The sequence below is a fragment of the Roseovarius sp. ZX-A-9 genome (assembly GCF_028369135.1).
In the GTDB taxonomy this organism is placed as follows: domain Bacteria; phylum Pseudomonadota; class Alphaproteobacteria; order Rhodobacterales; family Rhodobacteraceae; genus Roseovarius.
This window is the reverse complement of sequence record NZ_JAPWHW010000003.1, coordinates 225,295-247,222: the sequence shown is the minus strand read 5'-3', so window position 1 is coordinate 247,222 and position 21,928 is coordinate 225,295. Positions and strand designations below refer to the sequence as shown.

The following is a 21,928-nucleotide window of genomic DNA, read 5'->3' as shown; positions in this document are numbered from 1 at the left end:
ATGACTTACTCGCAAAATGGGTTCTCAGCCCGCCTTAAAAAAGTAGAGCGCAAGCATGTTCGCTTGGCGCGTGGATATGACAGCAAGGTCGGCCCTGATGGGCTGATCGTGTTCCGCCCCAAGCGGCGCAAGATGTCCTTCCCGCTGCGCGGCTTTGTGCTGATGATCATGGGTGTACTGCTGTTCAAGGGGCTGATCATGGCCCAGATCGGCGCTGACGCCTATGACGCACGGATTGAAGTGCTGGAACAGGGTACGGTCTTGGAAAAGGTCGGTGCCGTTGTGATGTACGCCGATCCGATCACAGAGGCGATCGCCGAAAAAGCCACGCCGCTGTTCTGGTAGACAACTGCTTGGTGCCCGCAGTCCGGGCGTCGCAGATTTGATCCAGGCCCCGCCAAATGTCTCTCCAAGACTCACTCGGTTTAGTACGGTATGAGTGTGCTGCCCTTTTTGCGTCTTTGCGGTTTTCCTGAAGTAGGGAAAATTCAGAACGTTGGAGAGGGCTTGTAATGCAAGTCACCCCTGCACCAAGTCTCGGTGCAGGGGTGATTTGATTTATAGCTATCCCGCCTGAAACCATGCCGGAACATGGCTGCGGTTCATGTCTGTGTTCCAGCCTGTTTCAGGGCGATGCGCAGGGTTTGCACAGCGCCCCGAAACGAGCGCGTCAGCCGCGAGCAGAGATCGAGTCGATGTCGCTGCGCGAAAGGCCGATATCCTCGAGTTCGCGATCCGACAGCGCCGAAAGAGCCTTGCGCGTGGCGCGGGCGTCATTCCAAGCGGTGAAAGCGGCGATGAGGCGGGTGATCGTGCCGGCAACCGGAGCTGCGGCGTGGGTGGAGCGGGTGTTTGCGATTGCGGACATTGGTAGCTTCCTTCTTTCTTACGGTGTCTGTTTTTTCAGCGTCAGTGCTTGAAAATGCTGCAGTGCAGATAGGAGGCAAACGATACAGGGGCAATAGCGCCTATTGCATAGTCACTATGCGATGGATGCATAGGTCGACGCTTCCTCTAAATATATATTTATAAAGGATTAATGTTTTTCAGTCGCCATTTGGGGTGGTTGCAAGTAAGTCACATGCTGCGTCGCAGCGGACCTCTGCTTCGAGCTCTGTCGTCGGCCGGGCTGCGCGTAATCCTCTTGGCTCGTGTTCCTGTTTCGTGCTACGCCTTGGAAAAAGAGCAAAGAGCAGGGCAGCCAACATGCGGGTTTTGGGCATTGATCCGGGTCTTCGGAACCTGGGATGGGGCGTGATTGACATGGACGGCAGCCGTCTGAGTCATGTGGCCAACGGCACCTGTCGCTCCATCGGAACGACATTACCCGAGCGTCTGTTGTCGCTGCACACACAGTTGAGTGCGGTACTGGCGCGATTTGCCCCGGACACCGCCGCCGTAGAGCAGACATTCGTCAACAAGGACGGGGCCGCCACGCTCAAGCTCGGGCAGGCGCGCGGGATTGCCGTGCTGGTGCCCGCGCAGGCGGGGCTGAGCATTGGTGAATACGCCCCCAACACGGTCAAGAAGACCGTCGTCGGTGTCGGCCATGCCGACAAGGGGCAGATCGCACATATGGTAAAGATGCAGTTGCCCGGTGCGATGCTCGATAGCGCCGATGCCGCCGACGCGCTGGCCATCGCAATCTGCCATGCACATCACTGGTCATCGGCGCAGGTTGTCGCCGCCCGCGCTGTCCGACTGGAGGCAAGCGCATGATTGGTCGTCTGGCGGGCCGGATCGACTACCGCGCCACAGATCATGTGCTGCTGGATGTGCGCGGTGTGGGGTACCTAGTCTACTGCACCGACCGGACGTTGCGGGCGCTGCCCGGTGTCGGCGAGCATGCCGCGCTCTATACGGAATTGCTGGTGCGCGACGACCTGTTGCAGCTTTTCGGCTTTCCCACACTGATCGAAAAGGAATGGCACCGGCTCTTGATGAGCGTGCAGGGGGTGGGTGCCAAGGCGTCACTGGCAATCCTCGGCACGCTCGGGCCGGATGGCGTGGGCCGGGCGATCGCGCTTGGCGACTGGAACAGTATCAAGGCTGCAAAGGGGATCGGCCCCAAGACTGCGCAGCGCGTGGTGAACGAATTGAAGGACAAGGCCCCCGAGGTCATGGCGATGGGCACCGGCACCGCGCCGGGCGCAGGCGTGGCCATACCGCCCGATACGGACGATGTGATCGAATCTATCCCGGCTGTACGGGTCGCGCCGCCACCAGCAGGCCCCGGCCCGCAGGCCGAGGCGCTGTCGGCGCTGACCAATCTTGGCTACGCCCCGGGAGAAGCGGCCGGTGCGGTGGCACAGGCCGCAGGCGACGCGCCGGAGGCCGAAACGACGGCGCTCATTCGTGCGGCGCTGAAGCTGTTGGCGCCGAAGGCATGAGTGCGGCGCTGCCCATCCACCCCGGCGTGCGTCTTCTCGACGGAGAGGCGTCATGAGCGAACCAGATCCGACATTGCGGCCCGAGCCGCTGGATGGAGACCGCGACCGCAGCCTGCGGCCGCAACAGCTGAGCGAATTCATCGGACAGGCCGAGGCGCGCGCCAATCTGCGGGTCTTTATCCAGTCCGCCCGGCAACGCGGCGAGGCGATGGACCACACGCTGTTTCACGGCCCTCCCGGCCTCGGCAAGACGACGCTGGCACAGATCATGGCGCGCGAACTGGGCGTCGGGTTTCGCATGACGTCGGGGCCGGTTCTGGCCAAGGCGGGCGATCTGGCCGCGATCCTGACCAATCTGGAACCGCGCGATGTGCTCTTCATCGATGAGATTCACCGGCTCAATCCGGCGGTTGAAGAGGTGCTCTATCCGGCGCTCGAGGATTTCGAGCTGGATCTGGTGATCGGCGAGGGGCCCGCAGCTCGCACAGTGCGGATCGAGTTGCAGCCTTTCACGCTGGTCGGTGCGACGACGCGGCTGGGCTTGCTGACAACTCCGCTGCGGGACCGGTTTGGCATTCCGACGCGGTTGCAGTTCTACGAGATTCACGAACTGCACGAGATCGTGGTGCGCAATGCCGCGCTGCTGGAGGTGCCATGCGCCTCTGACGGTGCGATGGAGATCGCGCGGCGCGCTCGCGGCACGCCGCGGATCGCCGGACGGTTGTTGCGCCGGGTGGTGGATTTCGCGCTGGTCGATGGGGACGGCACCATCAGCCGCGCGCTGGCGGATGCGGCGCTGACCCGGCTGGGAGTGGACGAACTGGGCTTGGACGGTGCCGACCGGCGTTATCTGCGGCTGATCGCCGAGGCCTATCAAGGCGGGCCGGTGGGGATCGAGACGATGAGTGCAGCGTTGAGCGAATCGCGTGATGCGCTGGAAGAGGTGATCGAGCCATACCTGTTGCAGCAGGGGCTGATCCAGCGCACGCCGCGCGGCCGGATGCTGGCGCAACGGGCTTGGGCGCATCTGGGGCTGACGGCGCCACGCCCTGTGGGGCAGAACGACCTGTTCGAGGCCTAACTCGCGCAACATTTGACCGTGCAGGTGCGAATCCATGGCGTGGAAAACAGACGCATTTGGGGGCTGTGAGTCGGGCGCCGGGTTTGTTATGTCGGCGCCCGTCTAAGGAGGCCTGCCATGACACCTGACGAGATCGAAACGCATTTTACCCGAAGTGACGGCTCTTATGTCTTTGCCCGCTGGGGACGCCCCATTGCGCCCATCGTCTTTGGTGTCGATGACGCTACGCTGAGTGTGGTCAAGGGCGCCATCGAGGCCGTGGTGCAACTGGCCGGCCACCAAATGGCCGAGACCGACCCGGAACTGGGCGCGAACCTGATGATGTTCTTTTTCCGCGACTGGGACGAGTTGCTGGAAGTGCCGGATCTGGACCGGTTGGTGCCGGACCTTGCCCCACTGGTAGAGCGGCTGAAGGCGGAGAAAGCAAACCAGTACCGTATATTCCGGTTCGATGATGCGGGTGCCATTCAGGCGAGTTTTGTCTTTCTGCGGATGGATGCGCAGCTTAGCGAAATTCCGGCCGAGACGCTGGCGCTGGGCCAGGTGGTGCAGATCGTGTTGCTGTGGTCTGACCTTGCGTTTCAAGAGCGCGCGCCGCTGGCGCAACTGCCGGGTGAGGGGGCGGTGATCTTGCGGCCCGAGCTGTCGACGCTGATCGCGGCGGCCTATGATCCAGTGATGCCGGTCCATGCCAATGATCCCTCGCATGCTCTGCGGCTGTTTGCGCGCATGCAGGCCGGGTGAAATCGGAAGCAGGCCATCGGGGCCCGCATGATCTTTTGCAGGGGTGCGCGCCCCTTGGCTACGATTGTGACGATTGGCCGATTCGTGAACCCTGAGTGGCGCGACGAAATCGAAGTGGATGCCGTGGCCGTGGGCCAAGTGAAACCGGCAATGCGCCTTGTTCGCGACCGCTTGTGCTATGCCCGGTAGGCCCTTAGGTTTTGCCGCATGACCCATACCTATCCGATCCGCGTCTATTACGAAGACACCGACATGGCCGGGATCGTGTATTACGCCAATTACCTCAAATACATCGAGCGTGCGCGCAGCGACTGGGTGCGCAAGATTGGCATCGACCAGAACGCGATGCGGGCCGAAGGCGTGGTTTTTGCGGTGCGGCGGGTCGAGTGCGATTATCTCATGGCGGCGCGGTTTGACGACATGTTGGAGGTGCATACCTCCACGCAATCGGTGACCGGGGCGCGACTGGTGATGGATCAGGAGGTCTGGCGGGGTAAGGATCTGTTGTTTTCCGCCACGGTCACGATTGTTTGTATCGGCGCGGCGGGCCAACCTGCGCGGCTTCCGGCAAATATCCGCCGTCTTTTGCCTTAGCCTGCGAAAATCGTCGCCGATGACGCGATGATATTGGCTTTCCCCTTGGATATCGCGTAGATTCCTTTGCAATAAGGCCACGAAAAAGGCCACCCGAGCAAAAGAGCAGGCAGAATGGAAGCAGAAACCCTGGCATTGGCACAGGAGATTGATTTCTCCATGTGGGCCCTATTCGCACGCGCCACCATCGTCGTGAAGCTGGTGATGCTGATGCTGATGATCGCGTCTTTCTGGTCGTGGTCGATCATCATCCAGAAATTGATAATGTACCGCAAGGCACGTCGCGAGGGCGAAAAATTCGATCAGCAATTCTGGTCGGGTGAACCGCTTGACGAGCTTTTCGAGGAAATTGGGACAGAGCCGGACGGCCATGCGCAACGCATCTTCGCCTCTGGCATGATGGAGTGGCGGCGAAGCCACAAAGGCGATGGCGGCATGATCGCGGGCGCCACGGCGCGGATCGATCGCAGCATGGATGTGGCGATCGCAAAGGAATCCGAGGGCTTGCAACGCGGCCTGCCGGTGCTGGCCACGGTCGGCTCCACCGCGCCGTTTGTCGGGCTTTTCGGTACGGTCTGGGGCATCATGCATGCCTTTATCGGCATCGCGCAGGAGCAGAACACAAACCTCGCCGTTGTCGCGCCGGGTATTGCCGAGGCATTGCTGGCCACCGGTCTTGGCCTGCTGGCCGCGATTCCGGCCGTGATCTTTTACAACAAGCTGAGCGCGGATGCGGATCGAATCGTTGCCAGCTACGAGGCGTTCGCGGACGAGTTCGCAACAATCCTCAGCCGACAGTTGGATAGTTAAGGTGAGTATTTCTTTCCAAAGCTTGCAACGCTGCGGCGGCCCAAAGGGTGGCCCGGCCCGTGTCGGGGGCACTGCTTAGATGGGTGCCGGGGTTGTTCAGAAAAGCGGCGAAGGCTCGCGGCGCAGGCGTGGGCGTGGCCGGGCGCGCCCGATGTCAGAGATCAACGTCACGCCCTTTGTTGACGTGATGCTGGTGCTGTTGATCATCTTCATGGTGGCGGCCCCCTTGATGACGGTGGGCGTGCCGGTTGAACTGCCCAAAACGGCGGCCAACGCGCTGCCAGGCGAGCCGGAAGAGCCGCTGGCCATCACCATCACGGCCGACGGCACGGTGATGATCCAGACCACCGAAGTGCCCCGCGCCGAATTGGTGAACAAGCTGCGCGCCATCGCGACCGAACGCGAAAGCCGCCGGGTCTATCTGCGTGCGGACGGGGCAGTGCCCTATGCCGACGTGGTGCAGGTCATGGGGGCGCTCAATCGCGGCGGTTTTGACAATATCGGTCTTGTGACCGACACCGGCGGCCCGGCGCTGGACGCGCCGGACGGCTGACGGCGCGAAACGTGAACACCGGTCAAATCATATCGGGGGCAGGCCATCTGGGTCTGATCGCCTGGGCGCTCTTCGGCAACCTGCTGGCGTCCGAGCCGATTCCGTTCGAAGTCACCGAAGTGACCGCCATTACGGAAGAGCAGTTTGCCGCCGTCATGAACGCGCAGCGCCCGCCAGACGCTGCCGCGAACATCGCGGCGCCACAGCCGCCTGAATTGCCGCAGGAGACGCCCGAACTCAGCAGCCAGGTCGACAACGCGCCCGAGCAGCCCGCGCCGGATACGACGCCACCGGCCAATCCGGACGCCGCGCCCGAACTGCCCCAACCCGCGCCCGTCGAGGCAGAGGTCAGCGATGAACCGCCGGTGCTGGAACCACCGCAGCAGGACGTGGCCGCCCTGGTGCCCGAAACCTCGCTGCGCCCCAAGCCCCGCCCGGTCGAGCGCGTGGCGCCCGAGCAGGTTGCTCCGCCAGAGCCGGATACCGCCGTGGATGATGTGCAGCGCGAAGAGGTGCGCCCCGACGAAAGCGCCGACGTACAGGCCGAGGAAAGCGAGGCCACCGCGCCCGAAGAGGCCGCGACCGAGATCGTGACCGAGGCCGAGCAGGCCGCGCCGTCGAAATCGCTGCGTCCCAAGGCGCGGCCCGCGCGCGCGCCCGCACCAGAGCCGACGCCGGAACCGCCACAGACCCAGACCGCCGAAACACCGTCCGAGCCGACAGGGATCAACGCCGCGCTGGCGGCGGCGATGGCCGAGACCACAGAGACCCCGGCCGAGACCACGGCACCGACTCCTTCACCGGTTACCAGCGGGCCGCCGCTGAATGCCGGTGAAAAAGATGCGCTGCGCGTGGCGGTTCAGCGATGCTGGAACGTCGGCTCGCTCAGCTCCGAGGCGCTGAGCACCACCGTGGTCGTTGCCGTACAGATGACCGAAGACGCCAAGCCGGTCAGCGGCTCGATCCGGCTGGTCAGTTCGACCGGTGGCTCTTCTGGTGCTGCAAAACAGGCCTACGAGGCGGCGCGCCGGGCGATCATCCGCTGCGGCGCAAGTGGATTTAACTTGCCGGCTGAGAAATATGACGCGTGGCGTGATATTGAAATGACATTCAATCCGGAGAAAATGAGGATCAAATGATGCATCGTTTCCTGACCCTACTGACCGTCCTGCTGACGTCGTTGTTGGCCCAGGCCGCTGCGGCACAGGATGGCCCGCTCCGGATCGAGATCACCGAAGGCGTGATCGAGCCGCTGCCCTTTGCGGTGCCGGCCCTTGTCGCCGAAAATGCCGCCGCCGAAGAAGTGGCGCGCAACATCGCGGGGGTGATTGCGGCAGACCTGACCGGCACGGGGCTCTTTCGCGAGATCCCGGAAAAGGCATTCATCAGCCGCATCACCAGCTTCACCAGCCCGGTTCAGTTTGCCGACTGGAAGGCGGTCAATGCACAGGCGCTGGTGACGGGCGCGGTCAGCGTCGATTCGGCTGGAAAGCTGGTGGTCAGGTTCCGCATCTGGGACGTCTTCGCAGGGCAGGAGCTGGGCAATGGTCTGCAACTGGTCGGCACGCAGGACGGCTGGCGGCGCATCGCGCACAAGGTGGCCGATCAGGTCTATTCCAGGATTACTGGCGAGGGCGGCTATTTTGACAGCCGCGTGGTATTCGTGTCCGAGACGGGGCCGAAGGACAAGCGCGCCAAGCGTCTGGCGATCATGGATTACGACGGGGCGAACCTGACGTACCTCACCGACAGTTCGTCTATCGTTCTGGCGCCGCGGTTTTCGCCCAGCGGCGACCGTATCCTCTATACCAGCTACGAGTCCGGCTTTCCGCGGATCTATGTGCTCGACGTGGCCAGTGTCCGCCGCCGGGTGCTGGAGAGTCAGGACGGCACGATGAGCTTTGCGCCACGGTTTGGCCCGGATGGCACGACAGTGGTCTATTCGGTCAGTCGCGGCGGCAACACGGATATCTTCCGCATGGATATTGGCACCGGACGCAGCACGCAATTGACGAGCGCGCCATCCATCGAGACCGCGCCAAGCTTCAGCCCCGATGGCAGCCGCATCGTTTTTGAAAGCGATCGCAGCGGGACCAACCAACTTTATATCATGAGCGCCAATGGTGGCGAGGCCCAGCGGATCAGCAACGGGACCGGCCAATACGGCACGCCGGTCTGGTCGCCGCGCGGTGACCTGATCGCGTTCACAAAGCAGTCAAAGGGCCGTTTCCACATCGGAGTCATGCGCACCGACGGCTCTGAAGAGCGGCTGTTGACGGCCTCGTTCCTGGACGAGGGGCCGACCTGGTCGCCCAATGGCCGCGTGATCATGTTCACCCGCGAGACGCAAGGCGCGCAGGGCGCGGCAAGCCTCTATTCGGTGGATATCACCGGGCGCAACCTGAAACGGGTACCGACGGCCACCGGCGCCAGCGATCCGGCATGGTCGCCGTTGCAGTAATGCGGCGTTTCCCTGCAGCGGCGCCTGTGGTAGAAGTGGTAAAAAAAGCAGCGACCACGACATAAAGCAGCGAACTCGACATATTGAGCAAATCGAACGGGGCTAACCAATGACATATCTGACCAGACTTCTGATGCTGTGCGCGGGACTCGCGCTGGCGGCCTGTACCGATCCGGGACGGTTCGACGATTCCAACACCGTCGACCTGAATGGCGGTAATGGCGGCTTGGCGGGATCTGCCAGCGATCCCACATCGCCTGCCTATTTCAACCAGGCCGTGGGCGACCGGGTTCTTTTCATCATCGACCAGTACACGCTGACACCAGAGGCGCGCAGCACGCTGGACGCCCAGGCGGACTGGCTGATGACCAACCGTGACTATAACGCGGTGATCGAAGGCCACGCGGACGAGCAGGGCACGCGCGAATACAACCTTGCGCTTGGCGCACGCCGCGCCAATTCCGTGCAGGAATACCTGCTCAGCCGTGGAGTGCCAGCCTCGCGTCTGCGCACCGTCAGCTATGGCAAGGAACGCCCGATCGAGATATGCAGCGACGAAAGCTGCTATGCCCAGAACCGCCGTGCGGTTACGGTCATCTCCATCGCACCGACCAGCTGACACGACAGCTGACGGCTGATCTGACAGGAGCCCTGAATGCGCCTCATCCTACCTCTTGCCACTGCTTGCCTGCTGGCCATGGCCGGCATGTTGACCGCACAGACCCGTGCCGAGACCCTGGCCGATATCCGCCAGGAAATGACGGTGCTTTATGTCGAAGTGCAAAAACTCAAACGTGAGTTGAGCACAACGGGTGGCGTCGGTGGGGTGTCGCCCTCTGGTTCGGTGCTGGATCGGGTGGCGTCCATCGAGAGCGAGTTGCAGCGTCTGACCGCCAAGACCGAAGAACTGGAACTGCGGATCGACCGGATCGTGTCGGATGGCACCAACCGGCTGGGCGATCTGGAGTTTCGGCTGGTCGAGCTGGAAGGCGGCGATCTGAGCACGTTGGGTGAAACCAGCACGCTGGGCGGTGGCGCGCTGCCGCAAGGCAGCGGCGTTTCCGCCATGCCCGGCACGACCGGGACGACGCAGAGTGACGCGCCGGAAATGGCGGTAGGTGAAAAAGCGGATTATGACGCCGCAGTTGCCGCTTTGGCGGCAGGCAACTATGTAGAGGCCGCCACGCTCTTTGCCGCCTTCCGAGAGAATTACCCCGGCGGCCCACTGTCCGATCAGGCCGGGCTGAAGCGTGGCGAGGCGTTGGAGGGCGCGGGCGATCTGACGGATGCAGCACGTGCCTACCTCGATACATTCTCGGCAGCGCCACAGGGGCCTTTGGCACCTGATGCATTGTTTCGTCTGGGCCGCGCGCTGGGGCGTTTGGGTCAGACCGAAGAGGCCTGTCTGACGCTGGCAGAGGTCGAAGTGCGGTTTCCCGGCGGCCCGGCCGTCGCGGAGGCACAAGGCGAGATGCAGTCTCTGGGATGCCAGTGACGCAAGGCGCGCTCGAACTGCAGGACCGGATTGCCGGTCATTTCCTCCCCGATCCCCCTGAAACACTCGGTGTCGCCGTCTCGGGTGGCAGTGATTCGCTGGCATTGCTGCATTTGCTGGCAGCCTGGGGCGGCGCACGGCTGCGTGTCGTCACGGTGGACCACGGATTGCGACCCGAGGCCGCGACGGAGGCGCGACATGTGGCCGCGCTCTGCGCCAGTCTCGGGCTGAGTCATGACACGCTGCGCTGGGACGGCTGGGATGGGCAAGGCAATCTGTCTGACCGGGCGCGGCAGGCGCGCTACGGATTGATGGCCGATTGGGCGCGGACCCACGCGATTGGCGACATCGCATTGGGCCATACCGCGGACGATCAGGCCGAAACCCTGCTGATGCGACTGGCGCGGCGCGCGGGGATTGACGGGCTGGCGGCGATGGCGCCACGCCGCGATATCAATGGTGTGACGTTTCATCGGCCTATGTTGCGCCTGACCCGCAAGGCACTGCGCGCCGAGCTGACGCGGCGCGGCGTTAGCTGGGTCGACGACCCGACCAACGCCGATGGCACCTATCGACGGGTGCAGGCGCGCCGCGCGCTGGCGGCGCTGGCACCGCTGGGCCTGACCGCCGAAGGGTTGACCCAATCGGCGCACCATCTGGCGGAGGCGCGCGATACACTGGCGCATTACACGGAAATCGAAGCCCGCAATACGGTGCATTTCCAGTGCGGCGATATCCTGCTAGACCGGGCCGGCATGGCCGGGCTGCGCGCTGATATTGCCCGTCGAATCCTGCGGGGCGCGCTGGGCTGGGTCGCGGGGCCGGGTTACGGTCCGCGCGGTCATGAACTGGACACGGCGCTGGATGCCGTCCTGGCAGGACGGCAAACTACGCTTTACGGCTGCATGATCATGGCCGGGGACAGCCAGACGCGGATCACGCGGGAATATAGCGCCGTTAAGACATGCACCGCTGCGCCGGGCGCGCTTTGGGACGGGCGCTGGCGTCTGAGCGGTCCGGAACTGCCAGGCGCTGACATTCGCGCGCTTGGTCCGGAGGGGCGCGCGGCCTGTCCGGATTGGCGCGAAACCGGCCTGCCGCTTGCAGCAATCGAGGCCAGTCCGGCAGTATGGCAGGGGCCTTCCCTGATCGCGGCCCCACTCGCGGGATTGCCGAATGGCTGGTCAGCCGAACTGTGCCGGACGTCAGATGATTTCTCTGCGGACCTATTATCGCATTGAAGTAAGGGGCATGATCTCTATTTATGACAGGTGAGCCCTGTGATAGGCGGGGTTCGACCGAATTTTAGGAGAGTTTCCTTGGGCAACGCACGCAACATCGCCTTCTGGCTGGTTCTGTTCCTGCTGATTCTGGCGCTGTTTAACCTGTTCAGTGGCGCCGGCAGCACATTGCAGAGCAAGCCTGTCAGCTATTCCGAGTTCGTCGCTGCCGTGAAAGATGAAAAAGTCACCAATGTGACTCTGGATGGCGAAAGCGTGCGATTCCGCGGCTCGGATGGGCAGGATTACGTCACGATCAAACCCGACGATGCCGAGATCACCCAGACGCTGATCGATAACAACATCCCCGTGACGGCCGAGAGCCAGCAACAATCGGGTTTCCAGACGTTCCTTGTCTCGTTGCTGCCGTTCCTGCTGCTGATCGGTGTGTGGATCTATTTCATGAACCGCATGCAAGGCGGAGGCAAAGGCGGAGCGATGGGCTTTGGCAAGTCCAAGGCCAAGATGCTGACCGAAAAATCGGGCCGTGTGACCTTTGACGACGTGGCCGGGATCGACGAGGCCAAGGAAGAGTTGGAAGAGATCGTCGAATTTCTGCGCAACCCGCAGAAATTCAGCCGCCTTGGCGGGCAGATCCCCAAAGGCGCGCTGCTGGTGGGCCCTCCGGGTACCGGTAAGACGCTGCTGGCGCGCGCGATTGCGGGCGAGGCCGGTGTGCCGTTCTTCACCATTTCCGGTTCTGATTTTGTCGAGATGTTCGTGGGCGTCGGCGCATCCCGTGTGCGGGATATGTTCGAGCAGGCCAAGAAAAACGCGCCCTGCATCGTCTTTATCGACGAGATCGACGCCGTGGGTCGACATCGCGGCGCAGGCTATGGTGGTGGCAATGACGAACGTGAGCAGACGCTGAACCAGTTGCTGGTCGAAATGGACGGTTTTGAAGCCAATGAAGGTGTGATCATCGTTGCCGCGACCAACCGTAAGGACGTGCTCGACCCCGCTCTGCTGCGTCCGGGCCGGTTTGACCGTCAGGTGACTGTGCCTAACCCGGATATCAAAGGCCGCGAGAAGATCTTGGCCGTTCATGCCCGCAAGACGCCCCTCGGTCCGGATGTGGACCTGCGCCTGATTGCGCGCGGCACGCCCGGGTTTTCCGGTGCGGATCTGGCCAACCTCGTGAACGAAGCCGCGTTGATGGCTGCACGCCTCGGGCGCCGGTTCGTCACGATGGAAGATTTCGAGCAGGCCAAGGACAAGGTGATGATGGGTGCTGAGCGCCGCTCGATGGTGCTGACGCAGGATCAGAAGGAAAAGACTGCCTATCACGAGGCCGGGCACGCGATCGTCGGCCTGACGCTGCCGAAATGCGACCCGGTCTACAAGGCGACGATCATCCCGCGCGGCGGCGCGCTGGGCATGGTGGTGTCACTTCCCGAGATTGACCGCCTGAACTGGCACAAGTCGGAATGCGAGCAGAAGCTGGCCATGACCATGGCGGGCAAGGCCGCCGAGATCATCAAGTACGGCCCAAGCGAGGTCAGCAATGGCCCGGCGGGTGACATTCAGCAAGCCAGCGGTCTGGCGCGTGCAATGGTGCTGCGCTGGGGCATGTCCGACAAGGTCGGCAATATCGATTACGAGCAGGCGCACGAAGGCTACATGGGCAACGGCGCGGGCGGGTTCTCGATTTCCGCCGCGACCAAGGAACTGATCGAGCAGGAAGTGAAGCGCTTGATCGACGAGGCCTACGACGTCGCGTTCAAGATCCTCACCGAGCGGCAAGAGGACTGGGAGCGTCTGGCAGAGGGCCTGCTGGAATACGAAACCCTGACCGGCGAAGAGATTGTCCGTGTCGCGCGCGGCGAACCACCGCGTGTCGAGGATGATGCAGACGGACCGGACGAGGGCAGCGCACCGTCGGTAACGGCAATTCCGAAAACCAAGCCAAAGGCACCCCGTGCCGGTGATGGCGGGATGGAGCCCGAACCCTCGACGTGATGAATGCAAAGACAGCGGACTGGAGTCCCGGCGCCTATAACCGGTTTCGGGACCTGCGCCTGAGACCCGCCATGGACCTGCTGAACGCGGTGGGCCAGATGGGTGCGGGCGATATCGTCGACCTCGGGTGCGGCAACGGGCAGATGGCGGGCGCGTTGGCAAGCCGCTCGGGGGGGCGCCCGCTGATCGGGGTGGATGCATCGCCTGCGATGTTGGACAAGGCGCGCCAGGCCAAGGGCTATGACAGCCTGCAACAGGCCGATATTGGCGAATGGCACCCGCGTCGCGCGCCCGGTCTGATCTTTTCGAACGCCGCGCTGCACTGGCTGGACGACCACGAGAAACTCATGCCGCGCCTTGTGTCCATGCTGGGCAAAGGCGGCACTTTGGCCGTGCAGTTGCCGCATCAGAACAACGCGCCTTCGCACCGCGTCTGGTTGACGCTGGCCGAGGAACTGTTTCCCGAACAGTCCGGCACGCAGGGCACGCCGGGTGTCCTGACTCCGATCGAGTATGACGAACTTCTGGCCCCCAAGGGCCGGTTTCGCATGTGGGAAACCGAGTATTACCAGCGCCTGACGGCCGAGGCCGGCAGCCATCCGGTGCGGCGCTATACCGAGAGCACTTATGCCCGCCCGATCCTCGCGGCACTCGACGCCAAGCAGCGCAAGAAGCTGATCAAGCGCTACGAAGACGTCATGCACAGCGCCTATCCGGTGCGCGCCGATGGCTCTGTCCTGTTTCCCTTCCGCAGGCTTTTCTTCACGCTTACGGTCTGAAGGCTCTCGTAACTTCTCTGTGTCAGGAAAAATGCCCAACGTTTCAAGGGCATCCTCGGCTGTTAGTGCCTCTAATCGATCCTCCGGCGGATAAGGCACCATGCGGCCCTGGCAAGCGGGAACGCGTCCCGCGCTGAAACAAGCCAAGCGCGTGGTAACGGTTATTTGATGAGGCAGTGGCGATGGCCGCGCACCGGCATGCGGCGACACGAGTTTCCGATGAGAAACTTTTCGCACGCCGCCAGACGCAACCCGGGCCGGAAATGTCGTAATTCCTTCCTGTATACCATTGCCGACAAGATATGAGAATCCATGATTAATTGTGGCCGCCGCCTCGGGGAGAGATATCATGGGCTATAAAACCGACATCGAAATTGCACGCGAAGCAAAGAAGAAGCCGATTCAGGAAATCGGCGCCAAGCTGGGCATTCCGACCGAACATTTGCTGCCCTATGGCCATGACAAGGCCAAGGTCAGCCAAGAGTACATCAACTCGGTTCAGGGGAACAAAACCGGCAAGCTGATCCTTGTCACAGCGATCAACCCGACACCTGCGGGCGAAGGCAAGACCACAACGACCGTCGGCCTGGGCGATGGTCTGAACCGGATTGGCAAGAAGGCCGCGATCTGTATTCGCGAAGCATCGCTTGGCCCGAACTTCGGGATGAAGGGTGGCGCGGCCGGTGGCGGCTATGCGCAGGTTGTCCCGATGGAGGACATGAACCTCCACTTCACCGGCGACTTCCACGCGATCACATCGGCCCACAGCCTGCTGAGCGCGATGATCGACAACCACATCTACTGGGGCAACGACCTCGGCATTGACACCCGTCGCGTCGTCTGGCGGCGTGTCGTGGACATGAACGACCGTTCGCTGCGCCAGATCACATCGTCGCTGGGCGGTGTGTCCAACGGTTTTGCCCGCGAAGACGGGTTCGACATCACTGTGGCGTCCGAAGTCATGGCGATTCTGTGCCTCGCGCTTAATCTTGAAGACCTCGAAAAACGTTTGGGCGACATGATCGTTGCCTACCGGCGTGATCGCACCCCGGTTTTCTGCCGCGACATCAAGGCCGAAGGCGCGATGACCGTTCTTCTGAAGGACGCGATGCAGCCCAACCTCGTGCAGACGCTGGAAAACAACCCGGCCTTCGTGCATGGCGGCCCGTTTGCCAACATCGCGCATGGTTGTAACTCGGTCACCGCGACCACCACAGCGCTGAAGATCGCTGATTATGTTGTGACCGAAGCTGGTTTTGGCGCTGACTTGGGCGCTGAGAAGTTCATGAACATCAAATGCCGCAAGGCAGGTCTTGCGCCTGATTGCGTGGTGCTGGTCGCCACAGTGCGTGCGATGAAAATGAACGGCGGCGTCTCCAAGAATGATCTGGGTGCCGAGAATGTCGACGCGGTCAAGGAAGGCTGTGCCAACTTGGGTCGCCACATCGGCAACCTCAAATCCTTTGGTGTGCCAGTTGTCGTTGCGATCAACCATTTCGTGACCGACACCGATGCAGAAATCGAAGCGGTCAAGGAATATGTGAAAGGTCAAGGCTCTGAAGCGATCCTTAGCCGCCATTGGGAACTGGGCAGCGAAGGCTCCGAGGAACTGGCCGTTCGCGTGGCCGAGATTGCCGACAGTGGCCGTTCGCAATTCTCGCCGATCTACCCGGACGATATGAGCCTGTGGGACAAGATCAACCGCATTGCCAAGTCGATCTACCGCGCCGACGAAGTGCTGGCGGACAGCAAAGTGCGCGATCAGCTGAAACTGTGGGAAGAGCAGGGCTACGGCCATCTGCCGATCTGCATGGCCAAGACGCAGTACAGCTTCTCCACCGATCCGACCCTGCGTGGCGCGCCGACCGGCCATTCGGTGCCAGTCCGCGAAGTGCGCCTGAGCGCCGGCGCCGGGTTCGTGGTAGTGGTCTGCGGTGAGATCATGACCATGCCGGGCCTGCCACGCAAGCCCGCGGCAGAGACGATCCGGCTGAACGACATGGGGTCGATCGAAGGGTTGTTCTGATACGGGCGGGGCGTAACGCCCACTCTGTCAGGCTAATGCAGGGTGGGTGTATGCCCACCCTCTTTAGTATGTGACAAACGGACGAGACGAATGTTTCCGAAATAATGAAAGGGTCTTTGGGATGGCGGCGACTGTAATTGATGGCAAGGCCTTTGCGGCCACTGTTCGGGCAAAAGTGGCGGGCCACGTGGCACGCCTGAAGGAAGAGCACGGGATCACCCCCGGCCTCGCCGTGGTGCTGGTGGGCGAAGACCCGGCCAGCCAGGTCTATGTGCGCTCGAAGGGCAAGCAGACCGTCGAGGTTGGCATGAAATCGGTCGAGCACAAGCTGGACGCAAGCACATCCGAGGCCGATCTTCTGGCGCTGATCGATCAGTTGAACAACGATCCGGAAATCCACGGTATCCTGGTGCAACTACCTCTGCCCAAGCATTTGGACGAAGATCTTGTGATCAATTCGATCAACCCGGCCAAGGATGTGGACGGGTTTCACATCTCGAATGTGGGCCTCCTCAGCACGGGCCAGAAGAGCATGGTGCCCTGTACGCCGCTCGGCTGCCTGATGATGTTGCGTGACCATCACGGATCGCTCAGCGGTATGGACGCGGTGGTGATCGGGCGGAGCAACATAGTGGGCAAACCGATGGCACAACTGCTGCTGGGTGACAGCTGCACCGTGACCATCGCCCACAGCCGCACCAAGAACATCGAAGAGGTGGTACGCCGCGCTGATATCGTCGTCGCTGCCGTGGGCCGCCCCGAGATGGTACCGGGTGACTGGATGAAGCCGGGCGCGACCGTGATCGACGTAGGCATCAACCGGATCGAACGTGACGGCAAGAACAAGCTGGTGGGCGACGTCGATTTCGCCAGTGCCAGCGAAGTCGCCGGGGCGATCACGCCGGTGCCGGGTGGCGTCGGTCCGATGACCATTGCCTGCCTGCTGGCCAACACCGTGACCGCCTGCGCGCGCGCCAACGGTCTGCCAGAGCCCGAAGGGCTGACCGCCTGATAGCTGGCGGTTACATGGCCGGCACGGGCACCATCGTGCCGGTCAACAGCGCGACATGTACCTCGTCCGTGCCGGTTCTGGCATGGACGTCAGCCTGCACGATCACCAATCGTCGACCGGGCTTGATTACCCTACCTCTGGCGACCAGAAGATCGCCGCGCGCCGGAGCAAGCAGGTGAATTTTCATCTCCGAGGTCAAAACTTCGTGATCATCCGACATGATGCTGAGCGCCGCATAGCCCGCGGCACTGTCTCCGATGGCAAATGTGAGGGCGGCATGGGCGAACCCGTGTTGCTGCAGGCTGCCGGGCAGGATCGGGGCGGAAATCTCCACTTTTCCCTTGGAAATATGGGTCAACCGGGCGCCAAGCGTTGCCATCATCGCCTGCGCGGCAAAGCTGCTTTTGATTTTCTTCTCTGTTTGCGGGGACATACGGGGTGTCTTTCCCATGTTACGTAACGTCGCTTGTGTTCTTCTGGAAGCCACGCAACCAATCATGCTTAGATTGATCAAGCCGCGATAGCGGAAAATGATCTTTGTTAAAGGACTGCCAGAAAACAGTATGCGAATCCGTCAGAAGTGCAGATCGGTTCTTGAGGAGACAGTCCAGAGTATGACTGCGCCGCTGACGCTGTTTGTTTGGCTGGCGGCCTGGGTGATCGGCGTGGTCGCCGGGCCGTTTGATACGCTCGCGGCCATGCCGCTGGGGGTGCGCATCGGATTTTGGATGGTGATTTCCACCTGCGCGGTCGTGACGGGCTACGCCTCGCGCGCGGTGGCAGCGATCACCGTCGGGGAAGAGCGGCCCGAACTCTTCGACCTGGTCGCGATCATCACGGTGACCCTGACGCTGTCCCCGGTGGTGCTGCTTGTGGGCACGGTGGTAGAGGCGCGGTTCGGGGCGCCGGTACCGCCGCTTCCGCTGATCGCGCTCTATGTGCTGGTCATCGCCACGCCGATCTTCATCCTGCGGCGGCTGATCCCAGGGTTCGAGCTACGGCGCTACAGGTTCATGGCAAAGCCCCAGAACACGCCGCCGCAACCGCGCCTGATGCGCCGCCTGCCGCCAGAGGTGCGCGGCAGCCTCATCCGTCTGTCTGCGAACGGACATTTCACCGAAGTCACGACCACGCGGGGGACGGCAACGCTGCGTCTGCGCCTGTCGGATGCCATCGCCGAGACCGATCCGGTGCGCGGGCACAGCACCCATCGCTCGCATTGGGTGGCGGAGTCTGCGATTCTCGGTGCGAAACGCGAAAGCCCGCATAAGGTGCTGGTTGTGCTGGTCAACCAGGAGACCGTGCCGGTCAGCCGCAAGTACCGCCCGAAACTGGAGGCGGCGGGGGTGATCGGCTAGGCCGTCCCCTTTCCATGTCGGGACAGCGTGGAATGCTCTCGTCAGAGCCTTACCCAAGCGCCGGCGTTTCGGCTTGGCAGGCACCCGCAGCAACCGGACAGGCCTTAACGCGGCATCGGAATGGCGCGGGCGGCACTGCCGGTCAGCACGGCGATCGCCTCTTTGCGCATCAGCGTTTGCAGGCCAGTGTCGGTGGCGCGCAGCCCGCCGGTATAGGTGCCATAGGCGGGCAGGATCACCCGGTCACTGTCGATCAGGAACGCGGGGCGTGTGACGCTGCGCCCGCGTGCGTTCAGCGTGGCCTTGGGGTGATAATGGCCGGATATCTCGCCGCTGGCGCGGGGCCGTGCAATGTGGCGGAAGGTCAGTGGCGGAAGCGGCAGTTCAGCCAGATGCGTGCCGCCAAGGTCGAGCGGGCCGGGATCGTGGTTGCCCTCGATCCAGACCCAGCGCCGCCCGGCCTGCAATGTCTGGATCCAGAGCGTGTCGTCTTCGCACAGCGCGCTGGCTGCCGCGGTGTCGTCGAAACTGTCACCAAGGCAGATGACCGTGGCCGCGTTCGTGGCCTTTAGGTCCGCTTCCAGCCGGGTCAGGGTATCTCGCGTCTCGTATGGGGGCAGCGATTGGCCCTGCAAACGCGCGCGGCGCTCCGATTTGCCCAAGTGCAGGTCCGAGACGGTTAGCAGCCGCTGCTCCGGCCAGTAGAGCGCACCCGAGGGCAGGGCGGTTAGTTGCGCACCTGCGAGGGTGAAAGCGTGGGTGGTCATGGGGGATTTATGGCGCGTGCGCGCGGCGGGGGAAAGGGCGATTTGCCCATGTGGCAAGCTGCCGCCCGCGCTGCGAGGTATGTGATGGGGTTGCCCCAAATGGGCCGTGACGCTTGCGGCACGGCCAGCCCATAATCAGAGTGAGCCTTTAGGGATGAAATCAGAAAAAGGGATGAAATCAGAAAACTACTTTCGACCGAACCTAAGCCTAAGGTACTTTGCAAAATGTTCGTGAAGAGGGTCAAACTGTTTCGCAAGCCAGTTCAAGCGATCATGTTCCTTGTCGAGATAGTCGTTACGCTTCTCGTTATTGAGCGCGGCTTGCGAGTGGTAGAACTGGCCATCATTGACTGCTTCTCTAAGCTTTTCAATGTACTCGGAAACCTCATCGTCAAATAGAAAACGTGATTTTCTCCATGCTTGTGCAAGCTCATTTTCTATGCCAGCAGCGGGAAATCCTTCGCGTAATAGCCTTGAAAGAGCCGCAGCGACTTGGTCGTGAACCTCAATTCTCCTGTCGAAGAGTTTCTCTCGCAAACTCTCGTGATTTGTCTGCCACTGTTGATAAGCAACGTAGGCTACAAATATAGCAATGAGAATAGGGACAAGTGCTCGTATGTAATCGAATAAGTAGGGCGCATCACTCAAACATCCAGTTCCTCCACAAACCTCGCATTCTCTTGAATGTACTGGAACCGCAGCTCGGGTTTCTTGCCCATCAGACGCTCTACCAGATCACCCGTCTCTCCGGGTTCATCCTCGTCAATCGTGACCCGGATCAGCTTGCGCGATTTGGGGTCCATCGTGGTTTCTTTCAGGTCCTTGGCGTCCATCTCGCCCAGACCCTTGAAGCGGCTGACGTCGATCTTGCCCTTGCCGCCCAGACCCTTTTCCAGCCAGATGTCGCGTTCGGCCTCGTCGGTGCAGTAGACCCGCTTGGCCCCCTGGCTGAGCCGGTACAAGGGCGGACAGGCCAGATAGAGGTGCCCGGAATCGATCATCGGGCGCATCTGGGTAAAGAAGAACGTCATCAGCAGGGCGGCGATATGTGCGCCGTCCACATCCGCGTCGGTCATGATGATGATCTTGTCATAGCGCAGATCATCAAGGTTGAATTTCGTGCCCAGCCCGACGCCCAGAGCCTGTGTCAGATCGCTGATCTCGGCATTGGACCCCAACTTGGATGAGGCCGCGCCCAGCACGTTCAGGATCTTGCCGCGCAGTGGCAGCAGCGCCTGATTGACGCGGTTGCGCGCCATCTTGGCAGAGCCGCCGGCGCTGTCGCCTTCGACGATGAACAGCTCGGTCCCTTCGCGGGTATTTGAGGAACAATCCACCAGCTTGCCGGGCAGGCGCAGCTTCTTGGTCGCGGTCTTGCGCTGGGTTTCCTTCTCCTGGCGGCGACGCAGGCGCTCTTCGGCGCGCAGGACAAGGAAGTCAAGGATCGCGCCCGCCGATTTCGTGTCCGCCGCCAGCCAGTTGTCAAAGTGGTCGCGTACCGAGTTTTCGACCATGCGCTGCGCATCGACCGTGGCCAGCCGGTCCTTGGTCTGGCCGACGAATTCCGGATCGCGGATAAAGCACGACACCAGCGCGCCGGCCCCGGTGGTCAGGTCCTCGCGGGTGATGGTCGCGGCTTTCTTGTTGTTGACCAACTCGCCATAGGCCTTGATCCCCTTGAGGATCGCGGCCCAGAACCCGGCTTCATGGGTGCCGCCCTCGGGTGTCGGAACGGTGTTACAATAAGACTGGATGAAGCCGTCGCGGGCCGGGGTCCAGTTGATCGCCCATTCCACCTTGCCCGGCACTTTGAATTTCTCAAAGGAGACGGTCCCGGCAAACGGGCTGTCGGCATAGGTGGTGGCCCCGCCCATCGCCTCGGTCAGATAATCTGACAGGCCGCCGGGAAAGTGGAACGTCGCCTCTTGCGGCGTCTCGCCATCGTTGATCGCGGTCTTCCAGCGGATTTCGACGCCGGAGAACAGATAGGCCTTGGACCGGGACATCTTGAACAGGCGGGCGGGCTTCAGCTTGAGCGAGCCGAAGATCTCGGGATCGGGATGAAAGGTGACGGCAGTGCCGCGCCGGTTGGGGGCGGCGCCGATCTTGGCCAGCTTGCCCTGCGGGATACCGCGAGAGAACTCCATCGCAAAGAGTTCCTTGTTGCGCGCCACTTCGACACGCAGATGGTCCGACAGCGCGTTGACAACCGAAGAGCCAACGCCGTGCAATCCGCCGGATGTCTGATAACTGTCGCCCGAGAACTTGCCGCCCGCGTTCAGCGTGCAGAAAATGATCTCCAGCGCGGATTTGGACGGATCCTTGGGGTGCGGCCCCGTGGGGATACCCCGGCCGTTGTCGCGCACCGATACATGGCCGTTCTCGTGCAGCTCGACTTCGATCCAGGTTGCATGACCGGCAACCGCCTCGTCCATCGAGTTGTCGATGATTTCGGCCACCATGTGGTGCAGGGCACGGTCGTCCTTGCCTCCGATATACATGCCGGGTCGCAGGCGAACGTGTTCCATGTCCTCCAGGACTTGAATCGAGGAGGCGTCATAGTCGCCCGAATCCGGCTGCGCGCTCAGAAGATCGTTCATGTGGCTGCTCTTGTTTTTT

General features: G+C 62.1%; 23 protein-coding genes. 18 read left to right on the top strand and 5 right to left on the bottom strand.

The features are described 5' to 3' along the window. Positions 1–63 precede the first annotated feature (63 nt). Positions 64–345: a hypothetical protein gene (locus tag O3306_RS04980; protein WP_272004144.1), complete on the top strand. Its 282-nt coding sequence runs from the start codon at positions 64–66 to the stop codon at positions 343–345. Positions 346–670: 325 nt separating this feature from the next. On the opposite strand, the gene O3306_RS04975 is transcribed toward O3306_RS04980, so the two are convergent. Next, positions 671–868, bottom strand: a complete 198-nt coding sequence (locus O3306_RS04975; protein ID WP_272004141.1) for a DUF1127 domain-containing protein — start codon at positions 866–868, stop codon at positions 671–673. 338 nt (positions 869–1,206) lie between these two features. Here O3306_RS04975 and ruvC point away from each other — a divergent pair, with 338 nt between their 5' ends. The 16 genes from ruvC (at position 1,207) to folD (ending at position 17,184) form a co-directional block, all read left to right on the top strand. Beyond that, positions 1,207–1,719: a crossover junction endodeoxyribonuclease RuvC gene (ruvC, locus tag O3306_RS04970; RefSeq protein ID WP_272004137.1), complete on the top strand. Its 513-nt coding sequence runs from the start codon at positions 1,207–1,209 to the stop codon at positions 1,717–1,719. Further along, on the top strand, positions 1,716–2,390 hold the full coding sequence (gene ruvA, locus O3306_RS04965; protein WP_272004134.1) for a Holliday junction branch migration protein RuvA: 675 nt from the start codon (positions 1,716–1,718) through the stop codon (positions 2,388–2,390). Before ruvC ends, ruvA begins: the two co-directional genes overlap by 4 nt. Before the next feature lie 52 nt (positions 2,391–2,442). Then, positions 2,443–3,471, top strand: a complete 1,029-nt coding sequence (ruvB, locus tag O3306_RS04960; protein ID WP_272004131.1) for a Holliday junction branch migration DNA helicase RuvB — start codon at positions 2,443–2,445, stop codon at positions 3,469–3,471. Positions 3,472–3,588: 117 nt separating this feature from the next. Beyond that, positions 3,589–4,215 (top strand): hypothetical protein, encoded by a 627-nt coding sequence (locus O3306_RS04955; RefSeq protein WP_272004128.1) that lies wholly within the window; start codon positions 3,589–3,591, stop codon positions 4,213–4,215. Positions 4,216–4,422: 207 nt separating this feature from the next. Beyond that, positions 4,423–4,809, top strand: coding sequence for a tol-pal system-associated acyl-CoA thioesterase (gene ybgC / locus O3306_RS04950; RefSeq protein ID WP_272004125.1), 387 nt, complete (start codon positions 4,423–4,425; stop codon positions 4,807–4,809). A 114-nt stretch (positions 4,810–4,923) separates the two neighbouring features. Then, the gene (tolQ, locus tag O3306_RS04945; RefSeq protein WP_272004122.1) at positions 4,924–5,619 is read left to right on the top strand and encodes a protein TolQ; all 696 of its coding nucleotides are present in this window, start codon (positions 4,924–4,926) and stop codon (positions 5,617–5,619) included. A 79-nt stretch (positions 5,620–5,698) separates the two neighbouring features. After that, positions 5,699–6,172 carry a protein TolR gene (gene tolR, locus O3306_RS04940; RefSeq protein WP_272004119.1) on the top strand — a complete coding sequence of 158 codons (474 nt, stop codon included), beginning with the start codon at positions 5,699–5,701 and terminating at the stop codon, positions 6,170–6,172. Positions 6,173–6,183: 11 nt separating this feature from the next. Further along, complete coding sequence (locus O3306_RS04935) at positions 6,184–7,311, top strand: energy transducer TonB (protein WP_272004117.1); 1,128 nt, start codon at positions 6,184–6,186, stop codon at positions 7,309–7,311. Continuing rightward, a complete protein-coding gene (gene tolB, locus O3306_RS04930) occupies positions 7,311–8,633 on the top strand; it encodes a Tol-Pal system beta propeller repeat protein TolB (protein WP_272004183.1) in 1,323 nt (440 codons plus the stop codon). Before O3306_RS04935 ends, tolB begins: the two co-directional genes overlap by 1 nt. Before the next feature lie 109 nt (positions 8,634–8,742). Beyond that, complete coding sequence (gene pal / locus O3306_RS04925) at positions 8,743–9,252, top strand: peptidoglycan-associated lipoprotein Pal (protein WP_272004113.1); 510 nt, start codon at positions 8,743–8,745, stop codon at positions 9,250–9,252. Positions 9,253–9,288: 36 nt separating this feature from the next. Further along, positions 9,289–10,128, top strand: a complete 840-nt coding sequence (gene ybgF, locus O3306_RS04920) for a tol-pal system protein YbgF (RefSeq protein ID WP_272004110.1) — start codon at positions 9,289–9,291, stop codon at positions 10,126–10,128. After that, positions 10,119–11,369 carry a tRNA lysidine(34) synthetase TilS gene (gene tilS, locus O3306_RS04915; RefSeq protein ID WP_272004107.1) on the top strand — a complete coding sequence of 417 codons (1,251 nt, stop codon included), beginning with the start codon at positions 10,119–10,121 and terminating at the stop codon, positions 11,367–11,369. Before ybgF ends, tilS begins: the two co-directional genes overlap by 10 nt. Positions 11,370–11,447: 78 nt before the next feature. Continuing rightward, positions 11,448–13,367 (top strand): ATP-dependent zinc metalloprotease FtsH, encoded by a 1,920-nt coding sequence (gene ftsH / locus O3306_RS04910; protein WP_272004104.1) that lies wholly within the window; start codon positions 11,448–11,450, stop codon positions 13,365–13,367. Next, positions 13,367–14,146 (top strand): methyltransferase domain-containing protein, encoded by a 780-nt coding sequence (locus O3306_RS04905; RefSeq protein WP_334312341.1) that lies wholly within the window; start codon positions 13,367–13,369, stop codon positions 14,144–14,146. Before ftsH ends, O3306_RS04905 begins: the two co-directional genes overlap by 1 nt. A gap of 349 nt (positions 14,147–14,495) precedes the next feature. Beyond that, entirely contained in the window at positions 14,496–16,172 is a 1,677-nt protein-coding gene (locus O3306_RS04900) for a formate--tetrahydrofolate ligase (RefSeq protein ID WP_272004102.1), read from the top strand. Positions 16,173–16,293: 121 nt separating this feature from the next. Further along, positions 16,294–17,184 (top strand): bifunctional methylenetetrahydrofolate dehydrogenase/methenyltetrahydrofolate cyclohydrolase FolD, encoded by an 891-nt coding sequence (folD, locus tag O3306_RS04895; protein WP_272004100.1) that lies wholly within the window; start codon positions 16,294–16,296, stop codon positions 17,182–17,184. Positions 17,185–17,194: 10 nt separating this feature from the next. Here folD and O3306_RS04890 read toward each other — a convergent pair whose 3' ends face one another. Continuing rightward, entirely contained in the window at positions 17,195–17,617 is a 423-nt protein-coding gene (locus O3306_RS04890; RefSeq protein WP_272004097.1) for a PaaI family thioesterase, read from the bottom strand. A gap of 181 nt (positions 17,618–17,798) precedes the next feature. Between O3306_RS04890 and O3306_RS04885 the strand changes: the two genes are divergently transcribed. After that, positions 17,799–18,542: a LytTR family DNA-binding domain-containing protein gene (locus O3306_RS04885; RefSeq protein WP_272004095.1), complete on the top strand. Its 744-nt coding sequence runs from the start codon at positions 17,799–17,801 to the stop codon at positions 18,540–18,542. Between the two features lie 104 nt (positions 18,543–18,646). Here the strand turns inward: O3306_RS04885 and pdeM are convergent, their stop codons facing one another. The 3 genes from pdeM to O3306_RS04870 all read right to left on the bottom strand — a co-directional run bounded on the left by pdeM (position 18,647) and on the right by O3306_RS04870 (position 21,909). Beyond that, the gene (gene pdeM / locus O3306_RS04880) at positions 18,647–19,309 is read right to left on the bottom strand and encodes a ligase-associated DNA damage response endonuclease PdeM (RefSeq protein ID WP_272004093.1); all 663 of its coding nucleotides are present in this window, start codon (positions 19,307–19,309) and stop codon (positions 18,647–18,649) included. Between the two features lie 186 nt (positions 19,310–19,495). Then, positions 19,496–19,957, bottom strand: a complete 462-nt coding sequence (locus tag O3306_RS04875) for a hypothetical protein (RefSeq protein WP_272004090.1) — start codon at positions 19,955–19,957, stop codon at positions 19,496–19,498. Then, positions 19,954–21,909, bottom strand: a complete 1,956-nt coding sequence (locus O3306_RS04870; RefSeq protein ID WP_272004087.1) for a DNA gyrase/topoisomerase IV subunit B — start codon at positions 21,907–21,909, stop codon at positions 19,954–19,956. Before O3306_RS04870 ends, O3306_RS04875 begins: the two co-directional genes overlap by 4 nt. Positions 21,910–21,928: the final 19 nt, after the last annotated feature.

What these genes read in the sequence shown, in the direction of transcription:
- tolB (WP_272004183.1), top strand. Translation starts at nt 7,311, where the DNA reads ATGCATCGTTTCCTGACCCTACTGACCGTCCTGCTGACGTCGTTGTTG.
- pal (WP_272004113.1), top strand. Translation starts at nt 8,743, where the DNA reads ATGACATATCTGACCAGACTTCTGATGCTGTGCGCGGGACTCGCGCTG.
- O3306_RS04885 (WP_272004095.1), top strand. Translation starts at nt 17,799, where the DNA reads ATGACTGCGCCGCTGACGCTGTTTGTTTGGCTGGCGGCCTGGGTGATC.
- ybgC (WP_272004125.1), top strand. Translation starts at nt 4,423, where the DNA reads ATGACCCATACCTATCCGATCCGCGTCTATTACGAAGACACCGACATG.
- tolQ (WP_272004122.1), top strand. Translation starts at nt 4,924, where the DNA reads ATGGAAGCAGAAACCCTGGCATTGGCACAGGAGATTGATTTCTCCATG.
- ruvC (WP_272004137.1), top strand. Translation starts at nt 1,207, where the DNA reads ATGCGGGTTTTGGGCATTGATCCGGGTCTTCGGAACCTGGGATGGGGC.
- pdeM (WP_272004093.1), bottom strand. Translation starts at nt 19,309, where the DNA reads ATGACCACCCACGCTTTCACCCTCGCAGGTGCGCAACTAACCGCCCTG.
- O3306_RS04905 (WP_334312341.1), top strand. Translation starts at nt 13,367, where the DNA reads ATGAATGCAAAGACAGCGGACTGGAGTCCCGGCGCCTATAACCGGTTT.
- O3306_RS04900 (WP_272004102.1), top strand. Translation starts at nt 14,496, where the DNA reads ATGGGCTATAAAACCGACATCGAAATTGCACGCGAAGCAAAGAAGAAG.
- folD (WP_272004100.1), top strand. Translation starts at nt 16,294, where the DNA reads ATGGCGGCGACTGTAATTGATGGCAAGGCCTTTGCGGCCACTGTTCGG.
- ruvA (WP_272004134.1), top strand. Translation starts at nt 1,716, where the DNA reads ATGATTGGTCGTCTGGCGGGCCGGATCGACTACCGCGCCACAGATCAT.
- tolR (WP_272004119.1), top strand. Translation starts at nt 5,699, where the DNA reads ATGGGTGCCGGGGTTGTTCAGAAAAGCGGCGAAGGCTCGCGGCGCAGG.
- O3306_RS04955 (WP_272004128.1), top strand. Translation starts at nt 3,589, where the DNA reads ATGACACCTGACGAGATCGAAACGCATTTTACCCGAAGTGACGGCTCT.
- ruvB (WP_272004131.1), top strand. Translation starts at nt 2,443, where the DNA reads ATGAGCGAACCAGATCCGACATTGCGGCCCGAGCCGCTGGATGGAGAC.
- tilS (WP_272004107.1), top strand. Translation starts at nt 10,119, where the DNA reads ATGCCAGTGACGCAAGGCGCGCTCGAACTGCAGGACCGGATTGCCGGT.
- ybgF (WP_272004110.1), top strand. Translation starts at nt 9,289, where the DNA reads ATGCGCCTCATCCTACCTCTTGCCACTGCTTGCCTGCTGGCCATGGCC.
- O3306_RS04975 (WP_272004141.1), bottom strand. Translation starts at nt 868, where the DNA reads ATGTCCGCAATCGCAAACACCCGCTCCACCCACGCCGCAGCTCCGGTT.
- O3306_RS04870 (WP_272004087.1), bottom strand. Translation starts at nt 21,909, where the DNA reads ATGAACGATCTTCTGAGCGCGCAGCCGGATTCGGGCGACTATGACGCC.
- O3306_RS04890 (WP_272004097.1), bottom strand. Translation starts at nt 17,617, where the DNA reads ATGTCCCCGCAAACAGAGAAGAAAATCAAAAGCAGCTTTGCCGCGCAG.